This window comes from Glutamicibacter sp. NPDC127525 (genome assembly GCF_042672105.1).
Taxonomy (GTDB): domain Bacteria; phylum Actinomycetota; class Actinomycetes; order Actinomycetales; family Micrococcaceae; genus Glutamicibacter.
Genome location: NZ_JBHXVN010000005.1, coordinates 295,198 through 307,856, shown reverse-complemented (window position 1 = coordinate 307,856; position 12,659 = coordinate 295,198). Strand labels below are relative to the sequence as shown.

The window sequence follows — 12,659 nt, the reverse complement described above, 5'->3', positions numbered from 1 at the left end:
ACGGGTGGACCAGCCCTGTCGGCAAAGCCGCTCAAGGCTTTGCCCGTTGGGCTAGATGCCACCGTGCCACCCCGGTTTCGGGCGCAAAGATCGATCATCCTGCCAATACTAGGAAAAGTGACCCCGAATACCTATGGGCACACGACCACATTTGCCTGGGTTCGAAAGAGCCAATGTGTGCAAACACCCCACCCTTCCCAGCCCCGGCGCCAGCTCCCCTCGTTTCCAGGGCCTAGAAAACATGCAGCTGGCCCAAGGCCACTCTCGCGTAGATGGCATGCTGGAGTTTCAGGGATTCGCTGGACCGCCGAATATCGACGCCGCTGACCTGGCTTATCCGCTCAAGTCTTTGCACCAAGGTATTGCGGTGAATATGCAGATCCGTGGCCGCTTGGCTCATCGAAGCAGCTGTCGCAACGACCAGCAGGGTTCTGGCTTGTTCCTCATTGAGCTGCATCGCTGGGGCAGCTGCATGTTCCAGGCTGCGGGCTGGGGTGCGGGCGATAGCCACAGCAATTTCCCGGCTCCACATGCGGCGCCGCGCGTGGGATGGCACGAGTGCCGGATAGCCCACCAATACGCGCAGCACTTCGGTTTCGGCCATGAGATCCTCGGCCTTTTCGACAGGCGCGGAGACCAGGAAACGTTCCTGGTCCATGCGCTCGGGAGCGAAAGCTGTCTCGCTGGCAGCGCAAAGCCTCCAGTACGCGCCGGAAAGGCTAATCCATGACGTGCGGTGATGATCCTTCGCCGGCTCTTCGAGCGACGGATCCCCTACGCTTCGGGGCAGCCAAGCTTCAATGCATTTCGGCCCGCGCAAACCATGCGCTGCGAGCGAGCGGTCGATCACTTCAGGTGCAACGCGACCGGCGATCAACGCAGAAATAATGTCGCGGGCTTCGGTCTCGCGCCGCGCGCTGCGAGAGTGCTCGCGTTCCTGGGCAAAGAGCAATTGAACGGTCAATGCAATCAGGCCGGCCAGCGGTTCCACCTCGTGGGGAGCTCCGGTCACGCCCACAACGCCGCAGAGCTGGTCGTTCAGCACCAGCGGCACATTGACCCCTGGCTGGGTTCCGGCCGAGCCGTCGGCCTGGCTGACACGGATGATGCCGTTGCGTCGGATCGCCTCTGCGCTGCCGTCGTGGTGGGTACCGATACGCGCAGCATCCGTAGAAGCAATGATGACTCCGTGAGCATTCATGATGTTCACATTGCGGTTGATGGTCGGCGCAATCGTGTCGACGACTTTCTGCGCCAACGCGCTAGCCAGCCGGGGTTGCTCCTTTTCGCTCATGAGCTCATCCTATCGGCCCGGGACTGCGCAAAGCAGTCCCGGATTAGAACATTGCCGCTAGTCGAGCTTGACGGTGACCGACTTCAGCGAGGTGTAGGCCTCGATGCCTTCACGGCCATTTTCGGCGCCCCACCCCGACTGCTTGAATCCGCCGAACGGCATGTTCGCATCCATGCCGGCACCGGTATTCACCCTGACGTTGCCGGCCTGGATTTTCTTGGCGAAGGTCAACGCGCGGGAAATGTCCTGGGTGAAGATCACCGAATTGAGACCGTAGTCGGTGTCGTTGGCCCGGCGCAGCACCTCGGCCAGCGAATCCTCGTCGCCGAAGGTGCTCACCGAGAGCACCGGCCCGAAGATCTCATCCTTGGCGATGGACATGTCCGGACTGACATTTTTCAGCACGGTGGGCTGCACGAAGAATCCTTCTTCGCCTTCGGCCAAGCCACCGGCAACGAGTTCCGCGCCATCAGCGATGCCCGCCTCGATGTACCCCAGCACGCGCTCGCGCTGCACCTGGGAGATCAGCGGGCCCAGCTGGGTTCCTTCTGCCAGGCCAGCGCCCAGCTTGAGGTTCTTCGCGAATCCGGCGATGCCTTCGATGACCTGGTCTGCGATGTCTTCGTGGACATACAGTCGCGACCCTGCCGCGCAGACCTGGCCGGAGTTGCCGAAGATGCTCATGGCGGCGGCCGGAATGGCCTTGTCCAGATCCGCGTCGGGATAGATCACCACCGGGGATTTGCCGCCCAGCTCAAGGCTCAGCCGCTTGAGATTGACCGCTGCCGACGCCAGCAGCTTCTTGCCTACCGCGGTGGATCCGGTGAAGGAGAGCTTGTCGACATCCGGATGGTCGGCGAGCGCTTGGCCGGCCACCGGCCCCAAGCCCTGGACCACGTTCAGCACACCGGCCGGGATGCCTGCTTCAAGCGCAATCTGCGCCATGCGCACGGCGGTCAGCGGGGTCAGCTCCGCGGGCTTGAGCACGACGGTGCAGCCGGACGCCAGCGCCGGAGCCACCTTGGACAGCGCAATGGTGAAGGGGACATTCCATGGCACGATCAGTGCGGCCACACCCAAGGCTTGGCGCTGGGTATAGGCGTGCCAGGTTCCTGGCAGGGAAATATCGCGGGTTTCGCCGTTGAGCTTGGTGGCCCAGCCGGCGAAGTAGCGCAAGGTCTCGATGCCCGCGGGCAGCTCGCCAAAGCGGGCGATGTTGAAGGGCTTCCCGCAGTTCAGGGACTCCAGGGTAGCCAATTCATCGAGGTTCGCTTCCAATGCGTCAGCGAAGCGGTGCAGCGCCCGCTGGCGTGCTGCCGGGGTCATTTCTACCCAGGGCCCGGACTCGAACGCTGCACGGGCGGCAGCTACTGCGCGGTCGATGTCCGCTGCGGTGGCAGCCGTCGTCTCGGTCAGCAGCTGGCCAGTGGAGGGATCGGTTACCGGCAGCTTTTCCCCCGAGCCAGCGACCTCCTGGCCATTGATCACCAGCGGAAGGGGCGTGGCCGCCAAAGCGGCGCGAAGCTGCTGAGCCAGCGGAACGGCGGAAAGATCTGTTGCTGTCATGGAATGTATCTCCTGGTCTGCCCGGCGCGCTTCGTCGTTGGCATCATTTTGAATGTGAGTCTTGCCACACAATCATACTAAAGATATATTGTGATTCAAGGAATACATTTTGATGCTCAATGTACTTCTTCTTCCGGGAGCCGACCCCGGTCGACAACTCGCAGCCTTCGCCTAGGCACCAAGCTTTCAAGGAGATCCCCATGGTCACGAAACGACGTTTTGCACGGAAGGCCTTCTCCGGCCTCGCAGTCTCTGCCCTCGCAATCGGCACCCTGGCCGCGTGCGGATCCAGCGAGGAGGCCAGCGCCGACGGCCCGGTGAAGCTGCGCGTCGCCATTGCTCCGATCCAGTTCGAAACCGCACGCATCGCTGAAGAGAAGGGCTACTTCGAGGACCAGGGCCTGGACGTTGAATTGGTCAATGGCGCCGACCCCGCCGCGCTGCTGGCCCAGGTGGTCTCCGGTGACGTGAACGTTGCCATCGGCTCGTGGATCAACGTCGCCACCTCCTTCTCCCAAGGTGTTCCGATCCAGGTCATTGGCGGCAACGGCATGGTTGATCCGGAGGCCGACAACTCCGGCGTCATGGTGGCCAAGGATTCCGGGGTCAAGGAACTGGCAGACCTGAAGGGCAAGACCATTGGCGTAGTTGGCGTGAAGTCCGGTGGCGACATCCCCGTGCTCCAGGCATTGGAAGCGGCCGGCGTGAAGGAAAAGGAAGTCACGGAAGTTGCTGTTCCCTACGCGGGCATGGAAGCGGCCCTGGAACAAGGCACCGTGGATGCAGTAGTGCCTGCCGACTCCTTCTACCACCAGATGTCGGAGAAGGGCTACCAGACCATCTCCAACCCGGTACAGGAATTCCAGTCCAGCATGCCGGTAACCGTTTGGACCGTGCAGAAGCAGTGGCTGGAGCAGAATGGCGAGACCGCCAAGAAGTTCGACGCAGCTATGCAGGATGCCGTGAAGTTCTACTCGGACCCGGCCAATCTGGAGGAAGTCCGCAAGGTCCACGCCGAAGCCAACCAGATCGATGTAGCCGATGCGCCCAAGACCTTCGTCCCGGCGGACGTCACCTTCAACGTGGCTGAAGCCCAATCCGGCATCGATGCCATGGTCCACTTCGGCCTGGTCGAGAACAAGGTCATCGTCGAAGATGTGCTCTGGGACGAAGCCCCTACCCGGGCTTCGGCAGACGCCAAGTAGCCCACGTCCTATTCGCCCCACCGGTGGCGCCATCCCCTGCGCTGGCGCCACCAGCACCCCTAGCTTGCAACTGCTTACTCAAGGATTCCCATGAAAGAGTCAACGATTTCACCGGGTCTGCTCTGGACCCTGCGCATCGTGGCCATCGCCGCCCTGCTGGGCATCTGGCAACTGGTGATCGCCTCAGGAACCATGCCCTCCATGCTCCCCGGCGTGGAAAAGATCTTCTCTGCCATCTCCGAAGCCCTGGGCCAAGCGGCCTTCTGGGGCGGGCTAGGCAAGACCCTGCTCGCAGCCCTCACCGGCTGGCTCATTGCTTCGGTCGTGGGTGTCGTCCTGGGCCTGGTCATTGGATCAGTTCGCTTCCTCGACAACTCCACCTCGATTCTGATCGATTTCGGCCGTTCGTTCCCGGTACTGGCCCTGATGCCGGTAGTGATCATGCTGCTCGGCTCGAACACCATGATGGAAATCGTCGTCGTCGCGCTGTCCTGCCTGTGGCCAGTGCTGATCCAGACCATCTACGGTGCACGCCGCCAGGAAGCCGCGGTTGCCGACACCGTCGCCGTCTTCCGCATCCCGCCGATGCTGCGCTTCACCAAGGTCCTGCTGCCTTCTGCCCTGCCGCTGATCGCGACCGGTGTGCGCATTTCCTCGGCCATCGCCATCCTGGTGGCGGTGGGCGTTGAAGTGATCTCCCAGGCGCCAGGCATTGGACGCCAGATCACGCTGATGCAGCAGGCGCAGCGTTGGGATCTGGCCTTCGCCTACCTGTTCTTCGCCGGCCTGACCGGATGGGCCATCGCCCTGCTCTTGCAACAGGCCGAAAACCGTTTGCTGAAGTGGAAGAGGCAGAACGATGACTAACGCAACTTTGAACGCCCCGGCAGTGCCATCACGCGCTTCGAAGGCCAAGGCTCCGAGCTCCTCGGCGGCCGCCGGACGCAAGATACTGGTTTCTTCATGGCTCATCGTTGCCGTGGTTGCGGCTTGGTGGTTCGGCTCGGCAAACTCCACGAACTTCTTCATCCCCTCGCTGGAGTCCATCCTCGAAGCCTTGGTCCGCGACCTGGGCAACGGCGTGATTATTTCCGGCGCCTGGTACTCGCTGTCCAACCTCTTTGTCGGCTTGGCCCTGGCTGCCTTTTTCGGCATCTGCGGCGGACTGCTGCTGGGCGAAGTCCCGTTGCTGCTGAAGATCGTTGACCCGATCATCCACTTCTTCCGCGCTGTCCCGCAGGCAGCACTGGTTCCGATGATCATCGGCGTCTTCGGCATGGGGCAGGGCCCGAAGATGGGCACCATCGCCTTCGCCTGCATGTGGCCGATCCTGCTGAACACCATCGACGGCATCCTGGGCATCGAGCCAACGGTGCGCAAGTTCTCCAAGGTCTACCGCATCCCGCGCGGCCTGCACTTCCGCCGCGTGATCCTGCCCGGTGCCACCCCGCAGATCGTGGCCGGCATCCGCGTCGCATTGCCGATCGGCATCACCGTGATGGTGGTTTCGGAAATGTTCGCCTCCATTGAAGGCCTGGGCTTCTACATCCTGAATTCCTCGGCCACCTTCAAGGTTCCGGAGACATGGGCCGGCGCACTGCTGGTCGGTGTCATCGGCTACATCATCTCGATCCTCTTCGTGCTCGTCGAGAAACGGATCCTGCGCTGGTACCACGCCTCCGGCGCCCAGTAGCCTCCGTTTCCGTCCGACCTTCCATCTTCTGACCAAGGAGAATCCCATGACCACCCAAGCACCCGTTGAAACGACCATGGAAACCAAACCATTGCTCATGAAGGTTCGCGGCATGTCCATGAGCTATGGCGCCGGCCCGGCCGAAAACAAGATCCTGGAGAATTTGGATCTGGACGTGGAGTATGGCCAATTCATCTCGATAGTCGGCCCTTCGGGCGTCGGCAAGACCACCTTGCTGCGATGCCTTTCCGGCTTGCTGAAGCCAAAAGCCGGAACCATCGAGGTTTCCGGCACGAAGATCAACGGCCCGCACCCCGATCTCGCCGTGGTCTTCCAGGACTACTCGCGTTCGCTGATGCCGTGGATGACCACCCGCGAAAACGTGGCCTTCCCGCTGCAGGGCAAGGGCATCGGCAAGGCCGAGCGCAACAAGCTGGCCGATGAGCATCTGGCTGCCGTGGGCCTTGAAGGCCAAGGCGGCAAGTTCCCCTGGGAAATGTCAGGAGGCATGCAGCAGCGCGTGGCCATTGCCCGCGCCTTGGCCTACAACGCGAAGGTGCTGCTCATGGATGAGCCCTTCGCCTCGGTTGATGCGCAGACCCGCTTCGACCTCGAAGACCTCGTGCTGGACTTGCAGCACAAGCTGGGTGTGACGATCCTGCTGGTCACCCACGACATCGACGAAGCGCTGTACCTGGCCGACAAGGTGGTCGTGATCGCGGAGAAGCCGGCCACCGTAGTCGACGAGATCGTCACCGGTTTCGGCGAGACCCGCGACCAACTGGCCACCAAGGCTGACCCGCGCTTCACCGAGGCCCGCGCACGGATCCTCGTGCGCCTGCGCCAGGACTGATCCCCATGGCACTCAGCGCACGGGCAGCACTGGCAAGGCACGGCGATGGCAGCTTCAGCATTGAGGACATCCACGTTGATGCGCCGCTGGGCGCGGAATTGCTGATCGAAGTCAAAGCAGTTGGAATGTGCCAGTCCGATGCCCACCTGGCGGGCATGGATCTGGGCCTTCCCGCCCCGCTGCTGCTGGGCCATGAAGTCGCCGGGGTGGTGCTCAGCACCGGCAACCAAGCCTGCGGTTTCACTGCGGGCGACCACGTGCTGGCCGCCTTGATCCAGTACTGCGCGCAGTGTGCGCTGTGCCTTTCGGGCCAGGAATACCGTTGCGCCAACCGCCCCAGCACGCTGCGCACGGCCGGCCAAGCACCGCGCGCCAGCTGCAAGGATCAGCCGGTGATGCAGATGTTCGGCACCGGCGGATTTTCCCAGTACACCTTGGTGCATGCCAACCAGGCAGTAAGGATTCCCGAGGAGTTGCCCTTCGCCCAAGCCGCGGTGATGGCCTGCTCCACGCTGACCGGTGCCGGGGCAGTGTTCAACTCCGCCCAGGTGGCCCAGGGGCAATCCGTCGCAGTCATTGGCGCTGGAGGCATCGGGTTGAACGCGATCAATGCCGCCCAGATCGCCGGCGCTTCGAAGATCATCGCAGTGGATCTGAGCGATGAGAAGCTGGAACTGGCCCGCGAATTCGGGGCAACGCACACGATCAATGGCGGCAGTGGAGACGCTGTCGCCAAGGTCCAGGAAATCACCGGCGGCGGGGTGGATCATTCCTTCGAGATGATCGGCCTGCAGGCCACCAGCTTGCAGGCGGTGCGCATGACCCGTGTAGGCGGGGATGCCTATCTGGTCGGGTTGCATAAGCCCGGCGCGCAACTGCCGCTGGATGCCATGTCCGACATCATTGGGCCGCAGCGCAGCCTGCACGGGATCTATATGGGCTCTTCCAGCCCGCAACGTGATGTCCCCAAATACACCGAGCACTATCTTGCCGGGCGCCTCAAGCTCGACGCGCTCGTTGCCCGGGAACTTCATATCTCGCAGATCAACGAGGGCTTCGCAGCGATGAAGGCCGGGCAGGGCGTTGCCCGTTCGGTCATCACAGATTTCAGCTGATTGCCTGCCACTTCATATCCCCTTCAAGCACGACGAGGCCATCTTGAGAACTCCATCTTCCGCGCGCCGGGCCCTGCCCCTGTCCGCGGTCCTGCTCGTTTCCACCATGGCCTTGGCCTCTTGCGGCAACGCTGGGCAAGGCGCCGAAACACCGGGCGGCTTGATCCCGCTGAAGGTCTCGGTGGCCGGCATCCAGTTCGAGCCGGCTTACCTCGCCGAATCCCAAGGCTTCTTCGAAGACCATGGCTTGGACGTTGAAATCATCAATGGCGCAGACCCCGCCGCCCAGATTGCTTCTGCTATCTCCGGCGAGGTGGACATCGCCACCGGTTCCTGGGTCAACGTCGCCACCTCCGTGTCAAAGGGCCTGCCGATCGAAGCGCTGGCTTCGAATGGCGTGGTCGACCCGAACGTCGATAACTCCGGAGTGCTCGTCGCCAAGGACTCTGGGATTGCGAGGCTTGCCGATCTCAAGGGCAAGACCATCGGTGTCATCGGCGTGAAGACCGGCAGCGATCTGCCGGTCTTCCAAGCCCTGGAAGACGCAGGGGTGGGCGCCGACGAATTCAGCGAAGTGGGCATGCCCTACGCCGGGATGCAGGCCGCGGTGGAGACCGGGACCGTTGACGCGGTCGTCCCCAGCGACGTCTTCTACCACCAGATGGTTGCGGCCGGCTTCCCCTCCTTGGGCAACCCGGTCCGCGAGTACCAGGGGAATCAGCCGGGCACTTTGTGGCTGAGCACTTCCCAGTGGTCCGGTGCGAATCCAGATACTGCCAAGGCCTTCGTATCGGCCATGAAAGAGGCAGTGGAGTTCTACTCCGATGCAGCAAACCTCGAGGAAGTGCAGAAGATACACGCCGAGGTCAACCAGATTCCGGTGGAAAAAGCTCCAACGCGGTTCGCCTTGGCGGGCACCGCGTTCGATGCAGAGGCTTCCCAGTCAGGCCTGGATGCAATGGCACGCTTCGAGCTCATTGACAAGCCCGTAACAGTGGATGAAGTGCTCTGGGAGCACGCGTCTCGCAAATAACCAGCACCGGCAAATCCTTGGACAGCGACTGGCGCGATGCTAGGCTCACGGGAGCACGTTCTGCCCACGGAAGGTTCACCATGAGTTCGGCAATCAGTTACCTCACCGGAGGATTTCTGGTGTCTCTGCTTGTCACCCTGAACATGACCTGGAACCAGCACCTGCCCGGCATCACCGGGTCCGTGGCGGTTGCGCTCAGCTTCATCGGGTTGCTGGGCTGCGTCTTGTACGCCACGCGCATACAGCGCCGCGCGCAGACCGGAGAGTAGCAGCACCCCCAGAACATGAAACAAGGCCAGCAGATCAGTGAACTGCTGGCCTTGCTTCGTTCAGCGACCGGCGTCGATAAATCTAGAAGGTAATCACGCTTCGGGCCACCGCACCGCCACGCAGCTGCTCGTATCCCTTGTCGATTTCATCCAAGCTGATATGCGCTGACACCAGTTCGTCGAGCTTGAAACGGCCCTGCAGATACAACTCGGCGTACATGGGGATATCCACCTGGATATTGCTCGACCCCATGGCCACGCCACGGATGCCCTTCTGGCGTCCCATCAGGTCTCCAAATGGGGTGATGCTGATCTGCGCGCCGGGCTTGTGAACGCCAATCAGGTACGCGGTGCCGCCAATTTCCAGCATGGCCACCGCCTGCTCGCTGGTGGCTTGCAGGCCGATGACCTCGAAGGCATGCGTCACTCCCCCGCCAGCAATCCGCTTGACGGTTTCCACCGCATCGCCCTCCCCGCCGTTGATGACGTCGGTGGCACCGAAGACCTTGGCCAGCTCCAGCTTGGCCGGCTGCAGGTCGATAGCGATGATGCGGGTCGCGCCAGCCAGTTTCGCGCCCTGGATGACGTTCAGCCCGACACCACCGGCGCCGATCACGGCAACGGTATCGCCTGGACGGATGCGCGCGGTATTAATAGCCGCGCCAGCACCCGTGACCACTCCACAGCCAAGCAGCGCCGCGCGGTCGAACGGGATAGCGTCCGGAACCCTTACGACGGTGTTCTCATGCACCAGCACCTGTTCCGCGAAGCCGCCAACACCGATGAACTGGGTGAGCCGCTGCCCACCCAGGGACAATCGCGGATTCTGCTGCGCGGTGCGGTCGGTGTGCGAGGGCACGCGGCACTGGTAGGGTTTGCCGGTGCGGCATCCCTTGCAGACCCCGCAGCTGTGCACTGGAGAAGTCACCACGCGGTCCCCCACCGAGAGCGAGGTGACGGCCGAACCGACGCCCACGACCAGACCCGAGACTTCGTGGCCGAGCACCGCTGGCATGGGGAAGCCGATGTCCGACGTCGCCACGTGCAAATCCGAGTGGCACAGGCCGCTGGCCTTCACGTCAATGAGGACTTCATGGGCTTCAGGGTTGTCAATGCTGATGTCCAGGACATCAAAAGAGCCGGCAACTTCAGAAACGACTGCTGCTTTCATGCTTCCTCCAGAAAATAGTCGCGCAAAGGGGGTGACGCAGAACACTAATGAAAATATACTATTAGAAATAATGCATTTTTAGAATAAGAATCTAACGAAGGATCTGCAATGCGCGCAGCGGTCATCAACTCCATCGGCGAAGGTTTCAGCATCGAGGAACTCGAAGTCGACGAGCCGCGGGGGCAAGAAGTTCTGGTGAAGGTCGAAGCCGCAGGCCTGTGCCACTCGGACCACATAGTTGCCACCGTAGACCGCGGGCGCCCCTTGCCGATGGTGGTCGGCCACGAAATGGCTGGCACCGTCGTCGCGCTAGGCCCCGAAGCCACCGACTTCGAAGTGGGAGACCATGTCATCGCCACGGAAATCAGCTTCTGCGGGAGCTGCGAAGAATGCGTCAACGGAGCGACCTACCGCTGCTTGAATCCCCAGCATGCGCTGCGCGGACCGGATACCCCGGCACGCTTGACGCGCAACGGCGAGCGCGTAGAAGGCTTCGGCGTGGCCGGTTTCGCCGAGTACACGGTCCTGCACCAGAACAAGCTGGTCAGGGTGCCCAAGGAAATCCCATTCGCGCAGGCTGCTGTGCTTGGCTGCGCGACAGCCACCGGCGTGGGCGCGGTGCTCAACGCCGCCAAGGTTTCTCCCGGGGAAACCGTCGCGGTCATCGGCTTGGGCGGCATCGGCCTGAATGTCATCCAGGGAGCCAAGCTGGCCGGCGCCAAGACCATCATCGGCATTGACCTGCAGCCAGAGAAGCTGGAGCTGGCCAAGAAATTCGGAGCCACCCATGTCATCAACGGCGGCACCGAAGACGTGGTCAGCGCCATCCGCGCCATCACCGGCCGCGGAGTCCACCATTCCTTCGAAGCCATCGGCATTGCCCCCACGCAGCGCCAGGCCCTGGAAGTCGCCAAAACCGGCGGACACGTGTATTTCATCGGCATTCCCCAGGGCAAGCCGCTGGAAATGAATATCATGCTGGACCTGCTGATCCCGCAGCGCAATCTCCACGGCATCTACATGGGCTCCTCCACGGTCCGCAATGACATTCCCTACTACGCCGAGCTCTATCTGCAGGGCCGGTTGAATCTCGATGACCTGGTGGCGCAGGAGATCCAGCTCGACGAGATCAACGAAGCCTATGCAAAGCAGGAAACCGGGTCCATCGCCCGCAGCGTGATCCGCTTCTGATCCACATGAGCAACAAGCTGCAGGCCGCGAACCAGTTTCCTGGTTCGCGGCCTGCAGCCCAGCTAGTGGCGGCCAGCCTCTATTTGCCTTCCTTGGCGGCCCGCTCCTTCTCGATGGCTTGGACCTGGGCAACCATGTCCGGAGCAAAGGCATAGAGCTTGCCCTCTGACTGATGGACCCAGAAGCGCCCGCACAGATCAGTCGTCTCGCTTTGGCCATCGGCTGGCCACCAGTCGGCATCCAAGGTGCGGGTAGCTGAGATCTCGTCAGGCTCGAGGTTCTTGGTGCGCGGGTCAGAAGCGTAGGCCTTGGCCAGTTCTGCTTCGGTCGGATTCCCAACGGTTTCCAGAGCCTTGCACTGTTCGCTGTCCAGCTTGCCGTCGTAGTTCAGCATGAAGATGCGTTCAGCGCCGGTATTGCGCTGGACCAGCTGAACGTCGGTGCCGCCGGACGGAACCCAGTCGGGCAGCACGCCATCGGCCACGGCCTTCTCTGAAGTTTTGGCAGTTCGAGTGGTGGATTCATCGTACTTGTCGACGAAGAGATCAGAACCGCTGCAGCCGGTGAGCAGGAGAGCGAAGGGAAGGGCGAGCGCGCCAGTGGCGAGGTACTTTTTCTTGAGCATGATTCCATCGTAGAAATTTCCGCGGCCCGGGGAATCAGCGATGCGAGGTAACTATCCCGTGCCCGGCTCATACCCTCGGCTGATAGTTTCCACTTCTGGGATCAACCCTGAAACTCCATCTCACCCAGTAAAAGCACTCGCTAATATCCGCACATCGCCACTGCTTATTGGTAGATTGCCTACGAACCAAACGCTACTTAGGAGCCATCACCGTTGACGACTATTGACCCTGCGGCACTTGAATCGGAACTGCGCATCGCAGAAGAACGGCGCCTTTCGGCCATGCTCGCCCGTGACCTCGAAACCTTGGGGAACCTGCTTGAGCCGGATTTGCAGTACACCCACTCCACCGGTCGTGTCGATGACCGCGACTCATTGCTGGAACTGCTCGGTTCCGGGGCCGTCGAATATTTGGCGCTCAGCCACGACTTCGAGTCCGTTACCCAGGAGGGCAACGTGGTGGTCGTCGAAGGCAGCATGAAAATGCATCTGATTTCCGGAGGCGTCGAAAAGCATCTGGCAACTGCCAACCGCACGGTGTGGGCCAATACCGGCGGCCAGTGGAAGCTGCGCCTCTTTGTCGGGGCCACAGCGCAATAGACCCGCACTTCGACGCTTTATAAAGCCACGGCGGCAGGCTGGAT

The 12,659-nt window shown here is 61.9% G+C and carries 13 protein-coding genes; 9 read left to right on the top strand and 4 right to left on the bottom strand.

Features of this window, described 5'->3' with window-relative positions:
• Positions 1-232: 232 nt before the first annotated feature.
• Together ACFVHU_RS13805 and ACFVHU_RS13800 are read right to left on the bottom strand one after the other, a co-directional pair.
• Positions 233-1,294 carry a CdaR family transcriptional regulator gene (locus ACFVHU_RS13805; protein WP_388024848.1) on the bottom strand — a complete coding sequence of 354 codons (1,062 nt, stop codon included), beginning with the start codon at positions 1,292-1,294 and terminating at the stop codon, positions 233-235.
• 57 nt (positions 1,295-1,351) lie between these two features.
• Positions 1,352-2,860, bottom strand: a complete 1,509-nt coding sequence (locus ACFVHU_RS13800) for an aldehyde dehydrogenase family protein (RefSeq protein ID WP_388024846.1) — start codon at positions 2,858-2,860, stop codon at positions 1,352-1,354.
• 200 nt (positions 2,861-3,060) lie between these two features.
• On the opposite strand from ACFVHU_RS13800, the gene ACFVHU_RS13795 reads away from it, so the two are divergent.
• The 7 genes from ACFVHU_RS13795 (at position 3,061) to ACFVHU_RS13765 (ending at position 9,028) form a co-directional block, all read left to right on the top strand.
• Positions 3,061-4,065 carry an ABC transporter substrate-binding protein gene (locus ACFVHU_RS13795; protein WP_332595029.1) on the top strand — a complete coding sequence of 335 codons (1,005 nt, stop codon included), beginning with the start codon at positions 3,061-3,063 and terminating at the stop codon, positions 4,063-4,065.
• Between the two features lie 90 nt (positions 4,066-4,155).
• Positions 4,156-4,932 carry an ABC transporter permease gene (locus ACFVHU_RS13790; protein WP_105656449.1) on the top strand — a complete coding sequence of 259 codons (777 nt, stop codon included), beginning with the start codon at positions 4,156-4,158 and terminating at the stop codon, positions 4,930-4,932.
• Positions 4,925-5,758 (top strand): ABC transporter permease, encoded by an 834-nt coding sequence (locus tag ACFVHU_RS13785; RefSeq protein ID WP_105656450.1) that lies wholly within the window; start codon positions 4,925-4,927, stop codon positions 5,756-5,758. The genes ACFVHU_RS13790 and ACFVHU_RS13785 overlap by 8 nt, the downstream gene beginning before the upstream one ends.
• Before the next feature lie 46 nt (positions 5,759-5,804).
• A complete protein-coding gene (locus ACFVHU_RS13780) occupies positions 5,805-6,611 on the top strand; it encodes an ABC transporter ATP-binding protein (RefSeq protein ID WP_105656451.1) in 807 nt (268 codons plus the stop codon).
• A 5-nt stretch (positions 6,612-6,616) separates the two neighbouring features.
• The gene (locus ACFVHU_RS13775) at positions 6,617-7,726 is read left to right on the top strand and encodes a zinc-binding dehydrogenase (protein WP_388024843.1); all 1,110 of its coding nucleotides are present in this window, start codon (positions 6,617-6,619) and stop codon (positions 7,724-7,726) included.
• Positions 7,727-7,769: 43 nt separating this feature from the next.
• Entirely contained in the window at positions 7,770-8,759 is a 990-nt protein-coding gene (locus tag ACFVHU_RS13770; protein ID WP_388024841.1) for an ABC transporter substrate-binding protein, read from the top strand.
• A gap of 119 nt (positions 8,760-8,878) precedes the next feature.
• A complete protein-coding gene (locus tag ACFVHU_RS13765; RefSeq protein WP_166650762.1) occupies positions 8,879-9,028 on the top strand; it encodes a hypothetical protein in 150 nt (49 codons plus the stop codon).
• Positions 9,029-9,110: 82 nt separating this feature from the next.
• Here ACFVHU_RS13765 and ACFVHU_RS13760 read toward each other — a convergent pair whose 3' ends face one another.
• A complete protein-coding gene (locus tag ACFVHU_RS13760; RefSeq protein WP_105656455.1) occupies positions 9,111-10,199 on the bottom strand; it encodes an alcohol dehydrogenase catalytic domain-containing protein in 1,089 nt (362 codons plus the stop codon).
• Between the two features lie 108 nt (positions 10,200-10,307).
• Here ACFVHU_RS13760 and ACFVHU_RS13755 point away from each other — a divergent pair, with 108 nt between their 5' ends.
• Positions 10,308-11,390, top strand: a complete 1,083-nt coding sequence (locus ACFVHU_RS13755) for a zinc-binding dehydrogenase (protein WP_105662291.1) — start codon at positions 10,308-10,310, stop codon at positions 11,388-11,390.
• Between the two features lie 79 nt (positions 11,391-11,469).
• Here the strand turns inward: ACFVHU_RS13755 and ACFVHU_RS13750 are convergent, their stop codons facing one another.
• The gene (locus ACFVHU_RS13750; protein ID WP_105656457.1) at positions 11,470-12,015 is read right to left on the bottom strand and encodes a hypothetical protein; all 546 of its coding nucleotides are present in this window, start codon (positions 12,013-12,015) and stop codon (positions 11,470-11,472) included.
• 213 nt (positions 12,016-12,228) lie between these two features.
• Here ACFVHU_RS13750 and ACFVHU_RS13745 point away from each other — a divergent pair, with 213 nt between their 5' ends.
• On the top strand, positions 12,229-12,615 hold the full coding sequence (locus ACFVHU_RS13745; RefSeq protein WP_105662290.1) for a nuclear transport factor 2 family protein: 387 nt from the start codon (positions 12,229-12,231) through the stop codon (positions 12,613-12,615).
• The last annotated feature ends 44 nt before the right edge of the window (positions 12,616-12,659 follow it).

Excerpts from the sequence above, each read along its gene's own strand:
- ACFVHU_RS13805 (WP_388024848.1), bottom strand. The coding sequence starts at position 1,294 with ATGAGCGAAAAGGAGCAACCCCGGCTGGCTAGCGCGTTGGCGCAGAAA.
- ACFVHU_RS13800 (WP_388024846.1), bottom strand. The coding sequence starts at position 2,860 with ATGACAGCAACAGATCTTTCCGCCGTTCCGCTGGCTCAGCAGCTTCGC.
- ACFVHU_RS13795 (WP_332595029.1), top strand. The coding sequence starts at position 3,061 with ATGGTCACGAAACGACGTTTTGCACGGAAGGCCTTCTCCGGCCTCGCA.
- ACFVHU_RS13790 (WP_105656449.1), top strand. The coding sequence starts at position 4,156 with ATGAAAGAGTCAACGATTTCACCGGGTCTGCTCTGGACCCTGCGCATC.
- ACFVHU_RS13785 (WP_105656450.1), top strand. The coding sequence starts at position 4,925 with ATGACTAACGCAACTTTGAACGCCCCGGCAGTGCCATCACGCGCTTCG.
- ACFVHU_RS13780 (WP_105656451.1), top strand. The coding sequence starts at position 5,805 with ATGACCACCCAAGCACCCGTTGAAACGACCATGGAAACCAAACCATTG.
- ACFVHU_RS13775 (WP_388024843.1), top strand. The coding sequence starts at position 6,617 with ATGGCACTCAGCGCACGGGCAGCACTGGCAAGGCACGGCGATGGCAGC.
- ACFVHU_RS13760 (WP_105656455.1), bottom strand. The coding sequence starts at position 10,199 with ATGAAAGCAGCAGTCGTTTCTGAAGTTGCCGGCTCTTTTGATGTCCTG.
- ACFVHU_RS13755 (WP_105662291.1), top strand. The coding sequence starts at position 10,308 with ATGCGCGCAGCGGTCATCAACTCCATCGGCGAAGGTTTCAGCATCGAG.
- ACFVHU_RS13750 (WP_105656457.1), bottom strand. The coding sequence starts at position 12,015 with ATGCTCAAGAAAAAGTACCTCGCCACTGGCGCGCTCGCCCTTCCCTTC.